The 21,353-nt window shown below is 31.6% G+C and carries 19 protein-coding genes and 1 pseudogene; 9 read left to right on the top strand and 11 right to left on the bottom strand.

Features of this window, described 5'->3' with window-relative positions:
• Window positions 1-6: 6 nt before the first annotated feature.
• The gene (locus PG912_RS08415; RefSeq protein ID WP_275687177.1) at window positions 7-1,305 is read right to left on the bottom strand and encodes a dihydrolipoamide acetyltransferase family protein; all 1,299 of its coding nucleotides are present in this window, start codon (window positions 1,303-1,305) and stop codon (window positions 7-9) included.
• A 315-nt stretch (window positions 1,306-1,620) separates the two neighbouring features.
• Here PG912_RS08415 and PG912_RS08420 point away from each other — a divergent pair, with 315 nt between their 5' ends.
• Both PG912_RS08420 and PG912_RS08425 read left to right on the top strand, forming a co-directional pair.
• Entirely contained in the window at window positions 1,621-2,442 is an 822-nt protein-coding gene (locus tag PG912_RS08420; protein WP_275687178.1) for a DEAD/DEAH box helicase, read from the top strand.
• A 416-nt stretch (window positions 2,443-2,858) separates the two neighbouring features.
• On the top strand, window positions 2,859-4,256 hold the full coding sequence (locus PG912_RS08425) for a DEAD/DEAH box helicase family protein (RefSeq protein ID WP_275687179.1): 1,398 nt from the start codon (window positions 2,859-2,861) through the stop codon (window positions 4,254-4,256).
• 18 nt (window positions 4,257-4,274) lie between these two features.
• On the opposite strand, the gene hemF is transcribed toward PG912_RS08425, so the two are convergent.
• From hemF to hemA, 9 genes are all read right to left on the bottom strand, one after another.
• A complete protein-coding gene (gene hemF / locus PG912_RS08430; RefSeq protein WP_275687180.1) occupies window positions 4,275-5,177 on the bottom strand; it encodes an oxygen-dependent coproporphyrinogen oxidase in 903 nt (300 codons plus the stop codon).
• 28 nt (window positions 5,178-5,205) lie between these two features.
• A complete protein-coding gene (locus PG912_RS08435; RefSeq protein ID WP_275687181.1) occupies window positions 5,206-5,952 on the bottom strand; it encodes an EI24 domain-containing protein in 747 nt (248 codons plus the stop codon).
• A gap of 71 nt (window positions 5,953-6,023) precedes the next feature.
• Window positions 6,024-6,641 (bottom strand): TlpA family protein disulfide reductase, encoded by a 618-nt coding sequence (locus tag PG912_RS08440; protein ID WP_275687182.1) that lies wholly within the window; start codon window positions 6,639-6,641, stop codon window positions 6,024-6,026.
• Between the two features lie 26 nt (window positions 6,642-6,667).
• Entirely contained in the window at window positions 6,668-7,693 is a 1,026-nt protein-coding gene (hemE, locus tag PG912_RS08445) for a uroporphyrinogen decarboxylase (protein ID WP_260585414.1), read from the bottom strand.
• Window positions 7,690-8,109 (bottom strand): hypothetical protein, encoded by a 420-nt coding sequence (locus PG912_RS08450; RefSeq protein WP_275687183.1) that lies wholly within the window; start codon window positions 8,107-8,109, stop codon window positions 7,690-7,692. The genes hemE and PG912_RS08450 overlap by 4 nt, the downstream gene beginning before the upstream one ends.
• Before the next feature lie 2 nt (window positions 8,110-8,111).
• Window positions 8,112-9,401, bottom strand: a complete 1,290-nt coding sequence (hemL, locus tag PG912_RS08455; RefSeq protein ID WP_275687184.1) for a glutamate-1-semialdehyde 2,1-aminomutase — start codon at window positions 9,399-9,401, stop codon at window positions 8,112-8,114.
• Between the two features lie 55 nt (window positions 9,402-9,456).
• On the bottom strand, window positions 9,457-10,422 hold the full coding sequence (gene hemB / locus PG912_RS08460; RefSeq protein WP_275687185.1) for a porphobilinogen synthase: 966 nt from the start codon (window positions 10,420-10,422) through the stop codon (window positions 9,457-9,459).
• Window positions 10,423-10,500: 78 nt separating this feature from the next.
• A complete protein-coding gene (hemC, locus tag PG912_RS08465; protein ID WP_275687186.1) occupies window positions 10,501-12,084 on the bottom strand; it encodes a hydroxymethylbilane synthase in 1,584 nt (527 codons plus the stop codon).
• A complete protein-coding gene (gene hemA, locus PG912_RS08470) occupies window positions 12,068-13,336 on the bottom strand; it encodes a glutamyl-tRNA reductase (RefSeq protein WP_275687187.1) in 1,269 nt (422 codons plus the stop codon). The genes hemC and hemA overlap by 17 nt, the downstream gene beginning before the upstream one ends.
• A 209-nt stretch (window positions 13,337-13,545) precedes the next feature.
• Here hemA and PG912_RS08475 point away from each other — a divergent pair, with 209 nt between their 5' ends.
• From PG912_RS08475 to PG912_RS08490, 4 genes and pseudogenes are all read left to right on the top strand, one after another.
• Window positions 13,546-14,433: a helix-turn-helix domain-containing protein gene (locus PG912_RS08475; RefSeq protein ID WP_275687188.1), complete on the top strand. Its 888-nt coding sequence runs from the start codon at window positions 13,546-13,548 to the stop codon at window positions 14,431-14,433.
• Entirely contained in the window at window positions 14,434-14,955 is a 522-nt protein-coding gene (locus PG912_RS08480; RefSeq protein WP_260585406.1) for a TrmH family RNA methyltransferase, read from the top strand.
• 1 nt (window position 14,956) lies between these two features.
• On the top strand, window positions 14,957-15,967 hold the full coding sequence (hemH, locus tag PG912_RS08485) for a ferrochelatase (protein ID WP_275687189.1): 1,011 nt from the start codon (window positions 14,957-14,959) through the stop codon (window positions 15,965-15,967).
• 205 nt (window positions 15,968-16,172) lie between these two features.
• Window positions 16,173-16,762: pseudogene (locus PG912_RS08490) on the top strand (CopD family protein).
• Window positions 16,763-16,793: 31 nt separating this feature from the next.
• Here PG912_RS08490 and recR read toward each other — a convergent pair.
• A complete protein-coding gene (gene recR / locus PG912_RS08495; RefSeq protein ID WP_275687190.1) occupies window positions 16,794-17,411 on the bottom strand; it encodes a recombination mediator RecR in 618 nt (205 codons plus the stop codon).
• 92 nt (window positions 17,412-17,503) lie between these two features.
• Here recR and PG912_RS08500 point away from each other — a divergent pair, with 92 nt between their 5' ends.
• From PG912_RS08500 to ggt, 3 genes are all read left to right on the top strand, one after another.
• Entirely contained in the window at window positions 17,504-18,967 is a 1,464-nt protein-coding gene (locus tag PG912_RS08500; RefSeq protein WP_275687191.1) for an aminoacyl-histidine dipeptidase, read from the top strand.
• Between the two features lie 64 nt (window positions 18,968-19,031).
• A complete protein-coding gene (locus PG912_RS08505; protein WP_275687192.1) occupies window positions 19,032-19,619 on the top strand; it encodes an acyl carrier protein phosphodiesterase in 588 nt (195 codons plus the stop codon).
• A 4-nt stretch (window positions 19,620-19,623) separates the two neighbouring features.
• Window positions 19,624-21,315, top strand: a complete 1,692-nt coding sequence (gene ggt, locus PG912_RS08510; RefSeq protein ID WP_275687193.1) for a gamma-glutamyltransferase — start codon at window positions 19,624-19,626, stop codon at window positions 21,313-21,315.
• Window positions 21,316-21,353 lie beyond the last annotated feature (38 nt).

Genomic DNA, 21,353 nt, shown 5'->3' on the forward strand with positions numbered 1-21,353 from the left:
TGTTATTTAAAAATCTTGATTTACATCCCAAGATTCTAATATTTCTTTTAATGTTTTAATAAACATTCCACCTAAAGCTCCATTTACAACTCTATGATCGTAAGAGTGAGCAACAATCATTCTTTGACGAATTCCTATAAAATCACCGTCTGGAGTTTCAATAACTGCAGGTTTCTTAACAATTGCTCCTAAGGCTAAAATGGCTACTTGAGGTTGGTTTATAATTGGTGTTCCTGTAATACTTCCAAAACTACCTACATTTGTAACGGTGTAAGTACCTCCTTGAATATCGTCTGGTTTTAATTTATTTCCACGAGAACGACCTGCTAAATCATTTACTTGTTTAGTCATTCCTACCAAACTTAACTGATCTGCGTTTTTAATTACTGGTACAATTAAATTACCATCAGGTAAAGCTGCTGCCATACCTAAATTAATATTTCCTCTTTTAATAATCTTATCGCCATCAACAGCAATATTAATCATCGGGTGTTTTTTTATTGTTTGTGCAACGGCTTGCATAAAGATTGGCGTAAAGGTTAACTTCTCTCCTTCTCTTTGTTGATATGCGTTCTTTACTTTATTTCTCCAATTAACAATATTGGTAACATCTATTTCTATAAACGACTGCACATGTGCAGATGTTTGAACAGAATCTACCATATGTTTGGCAACTAATTTACCCATACGTGTCATTTCAATAACCTCGTCTTGACCGCTTAAAGTAACTGGTGCTGCTTGCGCTTTTGTTTTCGGCTTTTCGGCTTTAGCAGGAGAAACAACATCTTTAGGTTGATTTCCTCTATTTTCTAAATAAGATAAAATATCTGTTTTAGTAACTCTACCTTCTTTTCCTGTTCCTTTTATAGTTTCTAATTCAGAGAAAGAAATCCCTTCTGTTTTTGCTATATTTTTTACTAAAGGAGAATAAAAACGATCGCTAGATGAAGTATCAATAGTCCCTGAAACTTCTTCCTTTGCAGCTTCTACTGTTTTCTCTACTGCTACCACAGCTTCTTTTATTTCAGCTTTTTTAGGGGTATCGTTTGAAGGGGTATCACCTCCTTCAGTTTCAATAATGGCAATAGTCTGACCTACTTGAATAACATCATCCTTATCAAATAATATTTCTACTAAGGTTCCTTCAACTTCACTAGGCACCTCACTATCTACTTTATCTGTAGCTACTTCAACAACTGTTTCATCAATTTCAATAGTCTCTCCTATTTCTTTAACCCAAGAAGTAATCGTTGCTTCTGCAACACTTTCGCCCATTTTAGGCAACTTTAGTTCAAATCTAGCCATTGTATCTTTTTTAATCTTTCGCGAAATTACTAAAAAACATGCATTTTTCAATATTTTAAGCATTAAAATATTCACAAAAAAACACACCAATTTTAAATTATTCACAATAATAAAGCGTTTTATCAAAGTATTTTATTATTTAACCCCAATAGCCTCTTGTAAAATTATGGATTTATCAAAACAATAATGAATTTATTTATTTTTATCAATAGCTGTATCCTTTAATGAATTAAAGAATAGAAATAGTATTAAAACTTATTTTATTATTTTTACTTTCATAAATAATTTTACTTTTATAAACAACCACTGCGTTACTTGTCAACCTCAATTAAACAACTTAAATTTTTACACACTTGGCGTCCTTACCAAGACAAAATATTATCTAACTTTTCTAAGCACATAGAAGATAATCATTTTCATATTGTTGCTCCGCCTGGCTCTGGAAAAACTATTTTAGGTATTGAAATTTTAAAAAGAATAGGTAAAAAGACTATCGTATTAGCGCCAACTTTAACAATTCGTAATCAATGGAAAAATAGATTGCAAGAGTTTTTTACGGAAGATTGTGATTTTAAAGAATTCTCTTTTGATATAAAAAAACCTGCTGATATTACCTTCTCTACTTACCAAGGTTTATATTCTTTTTACAAAACATTTGATAATAAAGAAGATTATTTTTTATTCTTCACCAAAAATAATATTGAGGTATTACTGCTAGATGAAGCACATCATTTAAAAAATGAATGGTGGAAATGTTTATTTGAGTTAAAACAACAACATTTACAAACAATAATTGCACTTACCGCAACGCCACCATACGATAGTGAGATTTCTGAAATTCAAAAATATTTTAATTTATGTGGTGAAATTGATGATGAAATTCTGGTACCAGATTTAGTTAAAGAAAATAATTTATGTCCGCACCAAGATATCGTTTACTTTTCTAAACCTGAAAATAAAGAAATTAATACTATTGTTGATTTTAGGTTAAAAATTGCCAATTTTATAACTGATCTATTAAAAGATAAAGAATTTATCAATTTTATAAAACAGCATCGATTTTATACCAAAACAGAACAAAATATAAACGAAATTTATAAGTTTTCTACTTTTTTTCTGCAATACTTATTTTTTTAAATGAAGCTGGCATCGTTATTTCAAGAGAAAAATTATCAATATTAGGTTTTGAAAAAGATGAGTTTGTTGAGTTCCCTAAAATAACACATCAATGGATTGAAATTCTATTTCAGCATATTCTTGTTATTGATAGAAACGAATTAATTGTACATGAAACTTACGTTAATTCTTTAGAAAAAAAGCTAAGAAAACTATCTCTATACAGTAATAAAAAAGTTAACTTAATTGGAAATACTTTTTTATATAAATCACTTAGCAATAGTCCGAGTAAATTAAAGAGTATCGTTGCTATTGTAAAACAAGAACAAATCAATTTAAAGGAGCAACTACGCTGCGTTGTATTATCTGATTATATAAGAAAAGAATATCTTGATGTTACTGCTACCGAGGTAAAAAATATTGATAAATTAGGTGTCGTGCCTATTTTTCATCATATAAGAATAAGTACAAAAAATAAACAAAACTTAGCTGTACTGTCTGGTAGTTTGGTAATTATTCATTGTAGTTGTATTGCTAAATTAGATTTAATTGATTCGATAACAAACTACACACAAACTCCTTTAAATTCTGATACCGAGTTTGTACTTATACAATCAAAATCATCTTCTAAAAACACGCTAGTAGCAACTATTACAAAATTATTTGAATTAGGTCATATTAAAATTTTAGTGGGAACTAAATCTTTATTAGGCGAAGGATGGGATGCGCCCGCTATTAATAGTTTAATTTTAGCATCTGTAGTAGGTTCTTTTGTTACTTCAAATCAAATGCGTGGTAGAGCTATCAGAATTGATAATAACGTGCCTGATAAAACCGGAATTATTTGGCATTTGGCATGTATTGATACTTCTGATATTTATGGCGGAAAAGATTTAGAGGTACTTAAAAAACGTTTTGATGCTTTTATAGGGATTTCAAACAATGATGAAAATATTATTTCTAACGGAATTGAACGCTTAGGGTTGCCCAATGTTATTCTTGATGAAAACATAAATATACTAAATGATAACGCTAAGGCTATCTCTAAAAACAGGTCTTTAATATCAGAAAAATGGAAAAACACAGTCCGTTTTAAAAAAGAAGTTTCTCACGAAATAAAGCTGTATCATAAAAAAGATCAAGCTTTTTTAAAACAAAAAAAAACCTATTTAAACGATTTTGTTAAGTATTCAATTCTTGAACTTTTAATTAGTCTCGCCTTATTTTTTCCTCAATTTATCTTCAAAAACTTTAATTTAATAGTGTATAAAGGTTTTTACTATTTTTTATATTCTTTACTAACTACCCTAGGTTTGTCTTTTGGTTATAAACTTTATAAAACCTTTAAAATGTATTTTCACTATGGTCTTGTTCATAAAAAAATACGTAAAATGGCTTATGCAATTTTAAACTCTTTATATGAATTAGAAGAAATAACCACTCCTAAAAAAGAAATTAACATCGTTGTAGATTTACTGTCTATGGGCGATGTTACTTGTACTATTAATGGTGCTAATAGATATGAAAGCAATTTATTTATTAAGACCTTAGAGGAACTGTTACAACCTATTGACAATCCCAAATATTTAATAATTAAAACCAATTGGTTTCGTAAAAAATTAAACACTCAAAATTTTTATCCTGTTCCTGATATTTTAAGCAAAAGAAAAGAACAAGCGTTACTATTTCAAAAACATTGGAATCATCAACTTGGCAAATCTAAACTTATTTACACTAGAAGTATTCGTGGACGAAAACATCTTTTAAGAGCACGATTATTTCATGTTCATAACATACATAATGAAATTACAAGGAAAAATATAATTTGGAAATAACCTTAACCTTTAAGTTATTTAAACCCAATTTTTAGGTTTTTCTAAAACTTCTAATAATTTAGCTTCCTCACTTCCTTTTTCTGGCTCCTGATTATAAACCCACTGAACTACAGGCGGTAAACTCATTAAGATACTTTCGATACGACCGTTTGTTTTTAATCCAAACAAAGTACCTCTATCATGTACTAAATTAAACTCAACATAGCGCCCTCTTCTAACTTCTTGCCAATCTTTTTGTTCTTTAGTATATGTTATATCTTTCCTTTTTTCAACAATAGGCACATATGAGTTTAAGAAACTATTACCTACCTCTGTTACAAAGTTGTAACGATCTTGCATTGAAAACTCTTCCGTTTGCTTTAAATAATCAAAAAACAAACCTCCAATTCCACGAGCTTCATTTCTATGAGCATTCCAAAAATAATTATCACAAGTTTCTTTAAACTTCGGATGAAACTCTTTGCTATGTTTATCGCAAGCATCTTTACAAACCGAATGAAAATGTATCGCATCTTCATCAAACAAATAATAAGGTGTTAAATCCTGTCCTCCACCAAACCACTGTGTAACTATATTTCCATCGCCATCATACATTTCAAAATAACGCCAATTTGCGTGTACTGTTGGTACAAACGGATTTTTAGGATGCAATACTAAACTTAATCCACAAGCAAAAAAATCACCACTTTCAACACCAAATTGCTTACGTAATGCTTCTGGTAATTCTCCAAAAACCTTAGAAATATTTACGCCTCCTTTTTCAAAAATGTTTCCATTTTCTATTACACGAGTTCTTCCACCGCCACCCTCTGTACGTTTCCAATTATCTTCTTTAAATTTTACTCCTCCATCTACAGCTTCTAATTTAGCAGTAATTGTATCTTGTAATTGTTGAATATATGCGTAAAACTGATCTTTCATTTCTTTAATTCTTGAGAAGCAAAAATACTTATTCTATTGCTTTTTTTAGTTGAATATTCTTAATAGTTTCGGTCGTAGCCGCTGTTACCGATAATGGCAATACAAGTATAACTCCAATAACAGGCACTAATAAAAACAGCATAAATATAAGTCCGTTTCCTATTGCTGTACCTTTATTTTTCTTTACAAAACTGATACTCTCTTTGTACTTAAAATGACGTTCTAAGGTATAATCCATATTCCCAAAACCGGCATAATATGCTTGCATAATAAATAACAAAATTGCAGAGAAAAAGCCTATAATAGGTATAAAACTAACAAGTAAAATAGGTATCGTAAAAAACAGTTCTCTTAAAAGATTCCTTACATTTATTCGAACACCTCTTATCAATTGTTCTTGAAAAGAAGTTTTTCTATGTTGATGTGTTTCTCCTGTTAAATAATGTTCTATTTTTTCTGAAACCGGACTCATAAAAGGTGCCGATAATGCCATTACAATATGCTTGTATAAAAGCAAACCAATTACAACTATTAACAGTCCGCTAAAAAAAGTACTAATCATTTCAAATGTTTGCTTCCCAAATTCCCATTTCCAAATTCCAGCAATGTAATGACCTATGTTATCTGATAAAGCATACGCTGAAACTCCAATTAAAAAGGCAGTTAAAACACTAATAATTATTGGAACAATAAAATATTGCCACAGTTTAAGTTTTGATATTAATTGAAACGCACCGAAATAAGCTTGTATTCCCTTTAGTATATTCTGAATCATTTTTATTTTTTTACTAAAATAAAAAACCTCTTTCTGATAAGAAAGAGGTTTTCATACTATATTTTTGTTTTTTATTTAAAGACAGGTTTAATAAAACTATCTAATTCTTTTTCGTTAATTTTATTTACTTCATCCCAACCCATACTTTTAGTTGGTGATACCGCGCCTCTTTTAAAATCTAAAATTCTTTTACTATCAGTTATTAAATATGCTGATGGATAATCTAACTTATGAATAAAACCTGAAGTTCTTATAGTAGCTCTATTCTTTGTTAATTCTTTAGATGCTACCAAGAAAATTCTTTTATCTAGTTTTTTAGCCATTCTTTTTACACCTTTTTCAGTGTCCCAAAACAACATTATAAACTTTACTTTACCATCATACTTTTCAACCATCTTATTTAATGCTGGTATTTCTCCCCAACAAGGTGCACACCACGTAGCTGCAGCCAACAAAACAATAGGTATATCAATAGCGTCTGTACTAATTGTTTCTCCATCTACTGATGTGAAATCATAATTAGAGATATGCTTATCTTTTATACAATTATACACAATATCGTCTAACATTGCTGCATCATTTCCTGAAACAGTAATACAATCATCAACAATATCTTTATAATATATCTTCTTTTGTGAGAAACTTTGTGTGCCTACTAACAGGGTTAATAAAAGTAGTAATTTTTTCATTTTCAATTATTTATGGGGGTTAAATTTTATACACTATACTCTTTCACCGCATCAACAAATGCCTTCGCATTTTCAAGCGGAATGTTAGGTAAAATTCCGTGCCCTAAGTTAACAATATATTTATCTTTACCAAAATCATTTATCATTTGGTGTACCATTCTTTTTATTTCGGCTGGTGGAGATAATAATCTAGAGGGATCAAAATTACCTTGCAAGGTTATATTTCCTCCTGATAAATAACGCGCATTTCTTGCTGAACACGTCCAATCTACACCTAAAGCAGCAGCTCCTGATTTTGCCATTTTATCTAAAGCAAACCAACAACCTTTTCCGAAAGCAATTACTGGTGCTTCGTCTTTTAAAGCATCAATAATTTGTTGAATGTATTGCCATGAAAATTCTTGATAATCTGTTGGAGACAACATTCCTCCCCAAGAATCAAAAACCTGAACAGCATTTACACCTGCTTCTACTTTTGCTTTTAAATAAGCAATTGTGGTATCTGTTATCTTCTGAAGCAATTGGTGTGCCAAAACTGGTTTTGTAAAACAAAATTCTTTTGCTTTGTCGAAATTTTTAGATCCCTGACCCTGTACTACATAACATAAAATTGTCCATGGAGACCCTGCAAAACCTATTAAAGGAACTTCATCATTCAACTTTTCTTTAGTAGCTTTTATCGCTTCCATCACATAACCTAATTCTTGATGAACATCAGGAATGATTACAGTATCTAATCCTTTTTGATCTCTAATCGGATTTGGTAAATAAGGTCCGAAATCAGGTTTCATTTGTACCTCAATGTTCATTGCTTGTGGAATTACCAAGATGTCTGAAAACAAAATAGCCGCGTCCATTCCGTATCTACGAATTGGCTGCACAGTAATTTCCGAAGCTAATTCTGGAGTTTGACAGCGTGTAAAGAAATCATATTTCTTTTTTATTACTTGAAATTCTGGTAAATATCTTCCTGCTTGACGCATCATCCATACTGGTGGACGATCAACAGTTTCTCCTTTTAATGCTCTTAAAAATAAGTCGTTTTTTATCATGAGTATGCTATTGCTATTATTTGTAAGATAAATCCTACTGTAAACATTAATGCTGCCGTTTTTAACAAGGTAAAACGAAAGCTATCATTTATAATTAATTTCTCTAGTAATGGTGTTGAAATTTTTTCATTTAGTAAGGTTCTCATTTTTTTTGAAAAAACTAAAACAAAGACAAAGATAATTCCAAAAAAAATGACAGTTCTAATTTCATATTTATGAATTCCATTTGCAAAAAAATGCCCTATAATTAAACTAATAAACATGAGAATAATATTTGGGATTTTCATAATGGTCCTTTTTATAATTGCTTCCGCTTTTTGTAACCATGCAGTACCCAAAATCTCTGGAGCAGCTAACCAAAAGGAAAGAAATTGCAAACAAAGTGACACAATATTTATCGTTTTAATCCAATCCATTTCTACATTTTAGCCACCGCTTCCATTCCTTTATCAATTGCCTTAGCAATCTTTTGAATATCTTTTTCTGTTAAAGCTGATGATAAAAACCATGCTTCGAACTGAGATGGAGGTAAGAAAACACCGTTATGCATCATTTCCCAAAAGAAAGTAGCAAACTTTTTAGTATCCGAAGTTTGTGCTTCTTCAAAATTAGTTACGGTAACATTCGTGAAAAATGGATTGATCATAGATCCAAATCTATTTACCGTAATTTCTACACCGTGTTTCTTTGCTTTTTCTAATAAGAATACTTCAATAATTTGAGCAATCTCATTAAATTTCTCATACGGATTTTGTTTCTTTAACTCTGTTAAGGTAGCTATTCCTCCTGCCATAGCAATCGGATTACCACTTAAAGTTCCTGCTTGATACATTCCTCCTAAAGGTGCCACTTCTTGCATAATTTCATTACGTGCTCCGTAAGCTCCTACCGGAAAACCACCTCCAACAACTTTACCTAAACATGTAATATCTGCTTCTACACCTAATAATTCTTGTGCTCCACCAAATTTAGAACGAAAACCTGTCATTACCTCATCAACAATTAACAAAGCTCCTTTAGACTCTAAATATGTTTTTAACTCTTTTAAGAAATCATTTTGTGGAATTACAACTCCCATATTACCTGCAATTGGCTCTAAAATAACCCCAGCAATATCGTCGTGTTCTTCAAAATGTGCTTTTACACTTTCTAAATCGTTATACTTTGCTATTAACGTATTTCTAACCGCTCCTTCAGGAACTCCTTTAGAACCAGGCAAACTTAAGGTTGCTAAACCAGAACCTGCTGCTACTAATAAAGCATCTTGATGCCCATGATAACAACCTGCAAATTTTATAATTTTATCTTTCCCTGTAAATGCTCTTGCCAAACGGATTCCGCTTAAAACGGCTTCTGTTCCTGAATTAACAAAACGGACTTTATCCATTCCTGGAAAAGCATCACAAACTATTTTTGCTAATTTAATTTCGTTTTCTGTTGATGCACCAAAAGTATAACCGTTCTTTAAAGCTTTATCTATTGCTTTCTGAACTTTTTTATGACGGTGACCTAAAATCATTGGCTCATAAGACAATACTAAATCTACAAACGTATTACCATCAACATCTGTAATTTTGCTTCCTTTTGCCTTTTTGATAAACAACGGATTCCCTCCTACTGAAGAAAATGCTCTTACCGGAGAATTTACTGCTCCAACAAGGTGCTTTAATCCTTTTTTATATAACTTTTGTGATTTTTTAAATTCCATCTTTTAAAATATTCTGTCATTCCTGCCTTGGCAGGAATGACACAATTAATAATCTTTATTTGTTTTGTAATACTCTTGCTGCTTCTTTTGCAAAATAGGTAATAATAATATCAGCTCCTGCTCTTTTCATTGACAGTAAACTTTCCATCATTACTTTTTCGCCATCAATCCAACCTTTTTCAGCTGCGGCTTTAACCATTGCATATTCTCCACTTACGTTATAACATGCAATTGGTCGGTCGAAATTATTTTTTAAATCTCTAATGATATCTAAATACGATAACGCTGGTTTTACCATTAAAATATCTGCTCCTTCTTGATCATCAAAAGTAGCTTCACGCATTCCTTCATCTCTATTAGAAGGATCCATTTGATAGGTTCTTCTATCTCCAAAAGTTGGTGCAGAATCTGCCGCATCTCTAAATGGTCCGTAAAAAGCTGAAGCATATTTTACTGAATACGCCATAATTGGCAAGTTTACAAAACCTGTATTATCTAAAGATTGGCGAACCATATCTATCGTTCCATCCATCATTCCTGATGGTGCAACCATATCTACTCCTGCTTTTGCGTGAGAAATAACTTGTTTTGCTAAATTTACCAACGTTGCATCGTTATCAACATCGTTGTCATGAATAATTCCGCAATGCCCGTGTGAAGTATACTCGCAAAAACAAACATCAGTAATTACGTATAAATCTGGATAGTTCTTTTTAATAAAACGGATTGCTTGTTGCATAATTCCGTTATCATTCCAAGTTTCAGTTCCTTCTTCATCTTTTTCAGATGGAATTCCGAATAATAAAACAGCGGGAATATTTAATGCAACAACCTCATCTAATTCTTTAGAAATTGTATCTAAAGAAAAACGTTTAATACCAGGCATTGAAACTATTTCTTTTTCAATTCCCGTTCCTTCTTCTATAAATAAAGGATAAACAAAATCGTCTACAGATAATTTGGTTTCTCTTACCAATCTTCTGATTCCTTCTGTTTTTCTTAACCTACGTGTTCTAAACATCAATTTTAGTTAAAAGTGAAAAATTGAAAAAATGTTCTCTATTGACAACTTTTTTCAATTTTTTTTAGATTATAAATATTATTTTACAAAATGTAATTTTACTAATTCGACTACACTTTCTACTGTTGGTAAATTAGCAACTTGTACATCATCAAAATGTTTTCTTGCTTCTTTTGCGGTGCTTTCGCCAATACAAAAAGCTACTTTACCAGCAACATTTTCTTGCATATAGCTTTCAACCCCTGATGGACTATAAAACAAAACTCCGTTTACTTTCTCATCAACTTTAGACGGACTGTACATTGTTTTGTATGCTTCTACTTCGTTTACCGATATTTCGTTTACTTTTAAAGCATTTGGTAAAGTATCTAAACGTAAATCACTACAGAAATAAGTTACTTCTTGTCCTTTTATTTCGTTAGCTAAATAAGCTGCTAACTTAACAGCATTTCTTTCAGATTTTACTACTTTTCCTATTTTTTGTTCGATTAACTTTTTTGTTCTTCGACCAACACAGTAAATATTTTTGAATTTTAATTCATCCGAAGTAAAAGAGTTTGCGATTGCTTCTACACCGTTTTGACTGGTAATAATTACATTTTCAATCTCATTCTTAATTACCTTAGGTGCAATTCTATTAAAACGAATTTTAATAAAATCACTATCTGTAATACTTACAGATGCTGGTAATAATTCTTTTTGAATTTCTGATAATTTCTTCGTTGAGTAGATAGAAAACTCTTTTTCTACCTCAACATCATCAGTCATTAATTCTTTTCCTCCTCTATTAATTACATAATCAGCACAATCTTTCGCTAAATAACGATGACGTCCTACTTTGGCGTTTTTTGTTACTGATATTTTCTTTTTACCGTCTTTACTTAATAATAAACCTTTAAAGTTTATTTCTTCTGTTTTAGCGTCAACATATGCCAAGGCTCCTATTGGCGCTGTACATCCGCCTTCTAATAAGTTTAAGAATTCACGCTCAATCCCCACACAAACTTGTGTTTCGTAATGGTTTAATTGCTCACACGCATCTATAGAAAAATCATCATTCGCTAAAGCAGTAATCATAATTGCACCTTGTGCTGGCGCAGGAATCATCCAAGAAAGATTAATTGCTCCTTCTGGTCTTTTTCCTAACCTCTCTAATCCGGCTGCTGCAAAAATAGCACCGTCCCATTCGTTATTTTCTAACTTTTCTAAACGTGTATTTACATTTCCTCGTAAACCAACAACTTCGTGTGTAGGGTAACGATTTAACCATTGTGCTTTTCTTCGTAAACTACCTGTTGCAATTATACCGTTAGGTTGCCCAAAAAACTCTTCGTTGTCTTTTAATACTAAAATATCGTTGTAGTTAGCTCGTTTTAAAACTGCTGCTTGAATAATTCCTTCAGGCAAAACTGTAGGCACATCTTTTAAAGAATGTACTGCAACATCAATATCGCCATTTAACATTGCGATATCTAAATTTTTAGTAAAAATTCCTGTGATTCCTAATTCATACAAAGGCTTGTCTAAAACAAGATCTCCAGTAGATTTAATCGGCACTATTTCACATTTATACTCTAATTCTTCCAGCTCTTTACGAACTTTGTTTGCTTGCCACATAGCCAATTGGCTATCACGTGTACCTATTCTAATTGTCTTCTGCATGGATAGTTTCTAAATTTGCACCAAACACTTTTGCCATTACCTCTATACTATTGCTTACAGAGGTTTCTTCAGCTTTTAAGTGCTTTACAAATTGTGTAGTTATTTTTTGAATAAATCTCGAAGTAATTACTTCTGCCTGAGATTCATCAAAGTCTTTTATTTTTTTCTTATGAAAAGCTATTTCGTCTTGTTGAATTGTTTTTAACGATTCTTTTAACGCCGTAATAGCTGGTGTAAATTTTCTGTGATGTAGCCATTCACCAAACTCTTCTTTATGAGTTTCTATGATGGCTTCGGCTGTTGGTATTTCTTGCTGACGAATTGCTAATGTTTCATCTGTAATTTTAGATAACTCATCAACATTTATCAACGTAACGTTTTCTAATGCTGCTACTTCTTTCGAAACATTTGCTGGCATTGATAAATCTAAAATCAGCAATTCTTTAGTTGTTAAGATATGTTCTCTTTTGATAGTCGCTTCAGAAGCTCCTGTAGAAACGATTAAAATATCTGTATTTGCTACTTCTTTCGTTAAATTATTATACTTAACTTTTTTTATAGATGGATGCTCTTTTACAAACTCCTCCGCTTTTTCTTCGGTTCTATTAATTAAACTTACTGTTTTATTTTGAGTATATTCAGCTAAGTTCTTGCAAGTATGTTTTCCCATTTTTCCCAATCCAAAAACTAAAATATTTTTCGAATTGTAATTTTGCGAATTTTTAATGATGTATTGAACCGCGGCATAAGAAACCGATGTGGTTCCTGAGCTTAACTTAGTTTCATTCTTTACACGCTTACTTGCTTGCATTACATGATTTAACAAACGCTCGAAATATGCATTGGTAGTTCCTACCTCTTTTGCTAATTTAAAAGCTTGACGCAATTGACCAACAATTTCGTAATCTCCTAAAATTTGGCTATCCAAACCAGTACCCATCCTAAAAAGGTGCGTAATTGCTTCGTTGTTTTTATATACGTTAGAAACTTCTGCAAACTCTTCAACCGCTCCGTTCGAATATTTACAAAGCATGCTAATTAATTGAAAAGGGTGTTCTGCAAAACCAGTAATTTCGGTTCTATTACAGGTTGATAACACAAAAATACCATCAACTCCACTCTGCTTTGCTTCTTCTAAAAGTTGTATTTGATTTTCCTTAGAAATACTAAACTTTCCTCTAATAGTAGCATCCGCTTTTTTGTAACTAACACCTATGTTATATAAATTCTTATTATGTGTATCCGCTGTCATTCAGTCTTCTTCAATAAGGTGCGTCAAAAATATAAAGATTAAATATAAAAAAATGTCGCTGAAAGAACTTTTAATGTCGTTATCAGTTTTTTAAACTAAAAACATCTCTAAAACACAGATAAAGTGTATTTTTGCAATGAAATCAGCTATTGGCAGTATTTCAATTTAGAGTCATTCTAAATAAATTATTTTTAAATCTATTTTGATCTATGTCAAAAAACATCGCAGAAAGTACGTTTAGAGAAGTATTGTTAGAAAAAGGTTTTTTTGTCTTAAAATTTCAAAATAACTCTAACAAAACAGAAGTTTACAAAAGAGACATCGATAACTCTTATATACAGCTACATTATTGTGTAAAAGGAAATTGTAAATTTCATTTTAATGAAAACAGTTATACTTTTAACGTATTAGATAAACACGCTATATTTTTATACAATCCACAGCAAAACCTACCAATAAATTTAGAGATTTTACCAAAAACATCTTTGGTATCTGTTTTAATCACTATCGAAAAATTTCATGCGCTATTCTCTAAAGAAGCTAGCTACATTCCTTTTTTAAGTGATGATAATAAGAATAAAAAATATTACGACAATACCGAAATAAGCTCAAACACCTTAATGGCTTTGCAGCAAATTTTAACAGCACAAAATCATAGCTCAATGAAAGACCTTTATATTAAAGGAAAAACATACGAGCTACTGAGTCTTCATTTTGATACTGGTGAAAATACAGAAAATGAATACTGCCCGTTTTTAGTTGATGATCGTGAAATATTAAAAATAAGGCAAGCTAAAGATATTATTATCGCAAGAATGAGCGAGCCACCAACCTTACAAGAATTAGCAAACGAAGTTGGCTTAAACTTAAAGAAGTTAAAAGAAGGTTTTAAACAAATATATGGTGACACTGTTTACAGTTTTTTGTTTGATTATAAAATAGAACATGCTCGTAAACTTTTAGAAAGTAATCAATACAATGTAAATGAAGTTGGCTTACAAGTTGGCTACAGTACTTCTAGCCATTTTATCGCAGCCTTTAAAAAGAAGTTTGGTACCACACCAAAACAATATGTAATGAGCTTACAAAACAACTAAATGAAACAACTTACACATTACGACATCGAAAACAAACAGCAACTGTTTCCTATTACTATTGTTTGCGACGCTATAAGAACTCCCGAGAATATTGGTATGTGTTTTCGTATTTCTGAAAGCTTTGGAGTGCAAAAAATATTTTTACATGATAGTTCGCCCTCTATAAAGAACAGAAATGTATCTCGTACTGCTAGAAACACCATAAATCAAATTGAACACGATACCTATAGTGATTTCAACTTGCTAATAAATCAATTAAAAAAAGAAGGAAATACTATTATCGGTATTGAAATTACTGATGATAGTATAAATATTCAGGATTTTGATTTCACTTCAACAGAAAAAATAGTTTTACTTTTGGGTAGCGAAAGAAACGGAATTGAAAACACAGACTTGTTAGACGCAACAGTTGCGATACCAATGTACGGACGCAATTCATCTATGAACGTAATACACAGTTTAAGTATTGCTTTATATGAAACAACAAACCAGATAAATAAAAACAGCTTAATAGATAAATAAAATGAAAGGAGCTTTATTAGTAAACCTAGGATCACCAGAAAGCACAGATCCGAAGGATGTAAAAAAATATTTAGGCGAATTTTTAATGGACGAACGTGTTATTGATGTTCCTTATTGGTTTCGTTCGTTTTTAGTGAAAGGAATTATTTTAAATACGAGGCCTAAAAAATCTGCAGCAGCTTATAAAAAAATTTGGTGGAAAGAAGGTTCGCCTTTAATTGTACTTTCTGAACGCCTACAAAAAAAAGTGCAACAAAAAACGGAACTTCCTGTTGCCTTAGCAATGCGTTATGGTACGATGACCATAAAAAAAGGATTACAAGAATTACACGATAAAGGTGTCACCGAAGTTATGCTGGTTCCACTATATCCGCAGTTTGCCATGGCAACTACCGAAACTATTGTGGTTTTGGCTGAAGAAATTCGCAAAGAGTTCTTTCCCGAAATGAAAATAACAGATATTCCTGCGTTTTATAATAAACCTGAATATATTAAAGCTTTATCAAACAGTATTAAAAATTATTTAGCTGATAAAGATTACGACCACTTATTATTCTCTTACCACGGAGTTCCAGAACGCCATATTGGTAAATCAGACATTACAAAAAGTCATTGTAAAATAGATGGTAGCTGTTGCAACACACCATCAAAAGCACATGAGTTTTGTTACCGCCATCAATGTTATCAGACAACCAAAAATGTGATTTCAGCATTAGGTTTAGACGAAAACATGGTTTCTACTTCTTTTCAATCTCGCTTAGGTGTTGACCCTTGGCTACAACCTTATACTGATAGAACGATTGTAAAAAAAGCCGAAAAAGACGGAGTTAAAAAATTAGCTATCGTTACCCCTGCTTTTGTTTCTGATTGCTTAGAAACATTAGAAGAAATTGCCATGGAAGGAAAACATGAGTTTTTAGAAGCCGGTGGAGAAGAATTTTACACCGTACCTTGTATTAATGATAATGATGAATGGACAGATGTTTTAGCCGGTTGGATTAATAAATTTTAACTCTTAGTTCATAAAAACATAAATTGTCTGGTCGACTGTGCTCGAAATGACATATAATTATAATTTAGAGTATTTTTCTAAATAAAAAAAAACGTCAGTTCGAGTAAATTTTTGAGGAACGAAAAAAAATGTATCGAGAACTTTGTTTAATTAGTTTTTTTATCCGTCTCTAAACTATAACAGTTAATAAATTTAAATAGAAAAAATGGATTTTTTATACGTAAAAGCATTACATATTATTTTTGTAGTCACTTGGTTTGCTGGTTTATTTTATATTGGTCGCTTATTTATCTACCATGTAGAAGCCGAAAAAAAAGACGAACCCGCTAAAACTATTTTACAAACGCAGTATAAATTAATGACAAAACGCTTGTGGTATATTATTACATGGCCTCTTTAGTTTTAGCTAGTTTTTCTGCTTTTTGGATGCTTTATAAAAACCCCGCTTATCTAGAAATGCCTTGGATGCATGTAAAGCTAGCATTTGTTTTAGCCTTGTATTTTTACCACGGATTTTGCCAAAAAATATACAAAGAGTTACAACGCGATGAAATTAATTATTCTCCTACAAAACTTAGAATATTTAACGAAGCTCCAACTGTAATTTTGTTTGCAGTAGTGTTTTTAGTCGTGTTAAAAAGCGCTATTAATTGGATTTGGGGAGTTGTAGGTATTGTTCTTTTTGGAGTTTTATTGATGATAGGTATCCGTTTTTACAAAAAAATAAGAGCAAAAAAATCTTGGGATAAGTTTGAAAAGGAATTGATTGAAAAGGATGAAGAATTAGAGTTGTAAAAAAAAGGTTGCTTTTACAGCAACCTTTTTTTTATCCTTTTATAGATTGCTCAAAAGGTATTCTATTAACAATACTCCTACCAAGCGTAACTTCATCTGCATATTCTAACTCATCACCCACTGAAATTCCGCGAGCAATTGTTGAAGTAGTAATATTACATTTTTCTATCTGTTTATAAATATAAAAATTAGTGGTATCACCTTCCATTGTAGAGCTTAAAGCAAAAATCAATTCCTTAATCTCCCCTTCTTTTACTTTATTCACTAAAGAATCTATTTGTAAATTTTGCGGTTCAATTCCTTCGATAGGAGAAATTTTTCCTCCCAACACATGATATATACCTCTAAACTGAGCTGTATTTTCAATTGCCATTACATCACGAATATCTTCAACAACACATACTATTTCAGCATTTCTATTCGGATTATTGCAAATTTCACACAAAACAGTATCAGAAATATTATGGCATTTACTACATGATTTTACATCAGTACGTAAATGAGTTAAAGCATCTGTTAAATATTTAGTATTCTCTGTAGGTTGTTTTAATAAATGCAACACCAAACGAAGCGCAGTTCGTTTACCAATACCCGGTAACCTACTCACTTCATCTACTGCTCTTTCTAATAATTTTGATGAAAAATCCATTTTGCAAATTTACAATTTTCAAACACAGCCAACTAACATATATCACTTTAAAAAAGTATCTTCGTACTTTAAATTTAAACAAACATTTATCAATGAATTCAGATATAAAAAACATAGAACCTAAAGCAGTTTGGAAAAATTTTGCACTTTTAAACGCGGTACCTCGTCCATCTAAAAAAGAAGAAAGAGTTATTCAGTTTATGGTAGATTTTGGCAAAAACCTAAATCTTGAAACAATGGTTGATAAAGTTGGCAACGTAATTATTCGCAAACCAGCTTCTGTAGGAATGGAAAACCGTAAAACTATCGTGATGCAAAGTCACTTAGATATGGTACACCAAAAAAATTCTGATACAGTTTTTGATTTCGATACTGAAGGTATTAAAATGTTTATTGATGGAGATTGGGTAAAAGCAGACGGAACTACCTTAGGCGCAGATAATGGTTTAGGTGTAGCGTCTATTATGGGAGTTTTAGAAGCTACCGATATTGTACACCCTGCTATTGAAGCTTTGTTTACTATTGATGAAGAAACTGGTATGACGGGTGCAATGGGATTAGAAGGCGGAATTTTAGAAGGTGAAATTTTATTAAACCTAGATACCGAAGAAGATGATGAAATTGGTATGGGTTGTGCAGGTGGCGTAGATGTTACTGCTAGAAGAACATACGAACAAGAAATTACTCCAGACAACACAACAGCTTTTTCTATTTCTATTACAGGTTTAAATGGTGGTCATTCTGGAATGGATATTATTAAAGGCCTAGGTAATGCTAATAAAATAATGAATCGTTTATTATTTGATGGTTTTACAAATTTTGGATTACGTGTTGCTGAAATAAACGGAGGTAGCTTGCGAAATGCAATACCTCGCGAAAGCTTTTCTACAGTAGTAATAGATACCGTATCTAAAGAACCTTTCTTATTTGAAATTCACGAATTAATAAACAATATTAAAACTGAATTTTTAACATTAGAGCCTAATTTATCAATTGAATTAACAGCAATTGAAACTCCTAAAAAAGTAATGAATTTAGGTGTTCAAGAAGGATTGATAAAATCTTTATACACTGCATTAAACGGAGTATACAAAATGAGTCCGGATATTGAAGGATTGGTAGAAACCTCAAACAATATCGCCCGTGTTATTGTAAAAGATGGCGCTATTAAAATCGGGTGTTTAACACGCTCTTCTTCTGAAACTAATAAATGGGATTTAGCAAACTCATTACGTGCAGCTTTCGAATTAGCTGGTTTTGACGTGGAGTTCTCTGGTACGTATCCTGGTTGGTTGCCTAATGTAAACTCTGAAATCTTAAAAATCGTAGATAAATTATACGAAGATCTACATGGTGAAAAAGCAAACGTTGCCGCTTGTCATGCTGGTTTAGAATGCGGGATTTTAGGTCAGAATTATCCAGAGATGGACATGGTTTCTTTCGATCCTAATATTAAAGGAGCACACTCACCTGATGAGCGTGCACAAATTTCATCTACTCAAAAATATTGGAAATTTTTATTAGAAATTTTAAAGAATATTCCTAGTAAAAATTAATAGTTATCTTAATAACTTAAAAACCACGACTTAACGGTTGTGGTTTTTTGTTTACTTTTATCAAATGAATTTTTTAGCACATTTATATTTATCGGGAAATAATACAGACTTAATGATTGGTAATTTTATTGCGGATCATATTAAAGGAAATAAGTTTTCTCATTTTAAAGAAGAAATTCAAAAAGGAATTCTTTTACATCGTCAAATAGATACTTTTACAGATGCGCATCCCATTGTTAGAAAAAGCAAAAGAAGATTACATGAACGTTATCGACATTATGACGGCGTAATTATCGATATTTTTTACGATCATTTTTTAGCTAAAAACTGGAATACTTATTCTGAAATACCTTTAGATGTTTATGTAAAATCTGTTTATAAACTTTTAGAAGATAATTTTGACATTCTTCCAGAAAAAACGCAAGAAATCCTTCCATATTTAACTAAATATAATTGGCTATACAATTATCAATTTGCAAAAGGAATTCAAGAGGTTTTAAATGGCATGAACAAACGTACTAAAGGAATTTCTCAAATGAATTTAGCTTCTGAAGATTTATTAATTCACTATCAATTATTTGAAGAAGACTTTACCTTATTCTTTAAAGAATTACGCGAGTATTGCAATTCAGAAATTAACACTACAATTTAAAAAAATGAAAAATATATTCTTATTTATTTTCTTTTCAGTTATTATATCAAGTTGTAAGACAGCAACTCAAAAAGAAAAAATTACGGGATTAATCACAACTAAAGCAATGGTAGTTTCTGCCAGAGAAGAAGCTTCTAAAATCGGAGTAGATATTCTTAAAAAAGGCGGAAATGCTTTCGATGCAATGGCAGCTACAGAATTAGCTTTAGCAGTAGCATATCCGTATGCTGGTAATATTGGTGGTGGCGGATTTATGGTATATCGTAAAAATACAGGAGAAATTGGCGCCTTAGATTATCGTGAAAAAGCACCGCTCGCTTCTTCTAAAAACATGTTTTTAGATAGTCTTGGTAACGTTGTTAAAAATAAAAGTACACTTGGCGCAATGGCTGTTGGAATCCCTGGTACAGTTGCCGGAGTTTTCGCTGCTCATAAAAAATTCGGAACTTTGCCTATTGCTGATATTCTAACGCCAGTTATTGCTTTGGCTAAAAAAGGCGTTATCGTTACTCAAAAACAAGAAAATCGCATAAAAAAACACCAACCTTCATTTTTAAAAGCAAATAAAGACACGATTCTTTTTAATAAACCTTGGAAAAAGAACGACACCATTAAATATCCTGCGCTAGCAGTAACTTTACAACGTATTTTAGAAAACGGTAGAGATGAGTTTTACAAAGGAGAAACAGCAAAGCGTTTGGTAAAATTTATGCAAGCTAACGGCGGAATTATGACCGAAGAAGATTTAGCGAAATACGAAGCAAAATGGCGAACTCCTATTACCTTTAAATACGATGATTTACGTGTAATATCTATGTCGCCACCATCTAGCGGCGGCGTTTGTTTAGCCCAAATAATGAATGCGATTGAGCCTTATGAATTAGATAAACTTGGCCATAACACTACAAAAACGATTCAGGTTATTACCGAAGCTGAAAGACGTGCTTATGCAGATAGAAGTTTCTTTTTAGGAGATCCTGATTTCGTAAATATATTATTAGATACATTAATCAGTAAAAGATATACCAAATACCGAATGAGGGATTTTTCTTTTGATAAAGCAACTTTGTCTGAAGACGTTTCTCATGGTAATGTTGAAATGATTGAAAGTGATGAAACAACGCATTACTCTATTGTTGATAAATTCGGAAATGCAGTTTCCGTTACCACTACAATTAATGGTGCTTATGGCTCTAAATTATATTGTGCTGATTTAGGTTTCTTTTTAAACAATGAAATGGACGATTTTAGCAGCAAACCTGGTGAACCAAATATGTTTGGATTGATTGGCGCAAAAGCAAATGAAATTGCTCCAGAAAAACGTATGCTAAGCTCAATGACACCAACTATTCTTGAAAAAAACGGAAAACTATGGATGGTTGTTGGTACGCCCGGCGGATCTACAATTATAACTTCTGTATTACAAACTATTTTAAATGTACATGAATTTAAAATGGGCATGCAAGAAGCTGTTAATCAACCACGATTCCACCATCAATGGTTGCCCGATGTTATTATGATGGAACCTAATAAGTTTGATACCACTGTTAAACAAGATTTACAAAAATTAGGATACCTATTAAATGAAGAAGACAGTCCTGTTATTGGTAAAGTAGCCGGTATTTTAGTGTTACCTAATGGAAATTTAGAAGGTGGTGCTGATCCTAGAGGTGATGATAAAGCTGATGGATTTTAATAGCCTTTAATTAAAAACATTCTTTCAAAATAACACTT

The organism is Tenacibaculum retecalamus (assembly GCF_027941755.1).
GTDB classification, from domain to species: domain Bacteria; phylum Bacteroidota; class Bacteroidia; order Flavobacteriales; family Flavobacteriaceae; genus Polaribacter; species Polaribacter haliotis_B.

Coding starts and splice junctions, on each gene's coding strand:
- recR (WP_275687190.1), bottom strand. CDS start 17,411: ATGGATTTTTCATCAAAATTATTAGAAAGAGCAGTAGATGAAGTGAGT.
- PG912_RS08450 (WP_275687183.1), bottom strand. CDS start 8,109: ATGGATTGGATTAAAACGATAAATATTGTGTCACTTTGTTTGCAATTT.
- hemH (WP_275687189.1), top strand. CDS start 14,957: ATGAAAGGAGCTTTATTAGTAAACCTAGGATCACCAGAAAGCACAGAT.
- hemA (WP_275687187.1), bottom strand. CDS start 13,336: ATGACAGCGGATACACATAATAAGAATTTATATAACATAGGTGTTAGT.
- PG912_RS08500 (WP_275687191.1), top strand. CDS start 17,504: ATGAATTCAGATATAAAAAACATAGAACCTAAAGCAGTTTGGAAAAAT.
- ggt (WP_275687193.1), top strand. CDS start 19,624: ATGAAAAATATATTCTTATTTATTTTCTTTTCAGTTATTATATCAAGT.
- PG912_RS08435 (WP_275687181.1), bottom strand. CDS start 5,952: ATGATTCAGAATATACTAAAGGGAATACAAGCTTATTTCGGTGCGTTT.
- PG912_RS08440 (WP_275687182.1), bottom strand. CDS start 6,641: ATGAAAAAATTACTACTTTTATTAACCCTGTTAGTAGGCACACAAAGT.
- PG912_RS08475 (WP_275687188.1), top strand. CDS start 13,546: ATGTCAAAAAACATCGCAGAAAGTACGTTTAGAGAAGTATTGTTAGAA.
- hemC (WP_275687186.1), bottom strand. CDS start 12,084: ATGCAGAAGACAATTAGAATAGGTACACGTGATAGCCAATTGGCTATG.
- hemF (WP_275687180.1), bottom strand. CDS start 5,177: ATGAAAGATCAGTTTTACGCATATATTCAACAATTACAAGATACAATT.
- PG912_RS08415 (WP_275687177.1), bottom strand. CDS start 1,305: ATGGCTAGATTTGAACTAAAGTTGCCTAAAATGGGCGAAAGTGTTGCA.
- PG912_RS08480 (WP_260585406.1), top strand. CDS start 14,434: ATGAAACAACTTACACATTACGACATCGAAAACAAACAGCAACTGTTT.
- hemB (WP_275687185.1), bottom strand. CDS start 10,422: ATGTTTAGAACACGTAGGTTAAGAAAAACAGAAGGAATCAGAAGATTG.
- hemL (WP_275687184.1), bottom strand. CDS start 9,401: ATGGAATTTAAAAAATCACAAAAGTTATATAAAAAAGGATTAAAGCAC.
- hemE (WP_260585414.1), bottom strand. CDS start 7,693: ATGATAAAAAACGACTTATTTTTAAGAGCATTAAAAGGAGAAACTGTT.
- PG912_RS08505 (WP_275687192.1), top strand. CDS start 19,032: ATGAATTTTTTAGCACATTTATATTTATCGGGAAATAATACAGACTTA.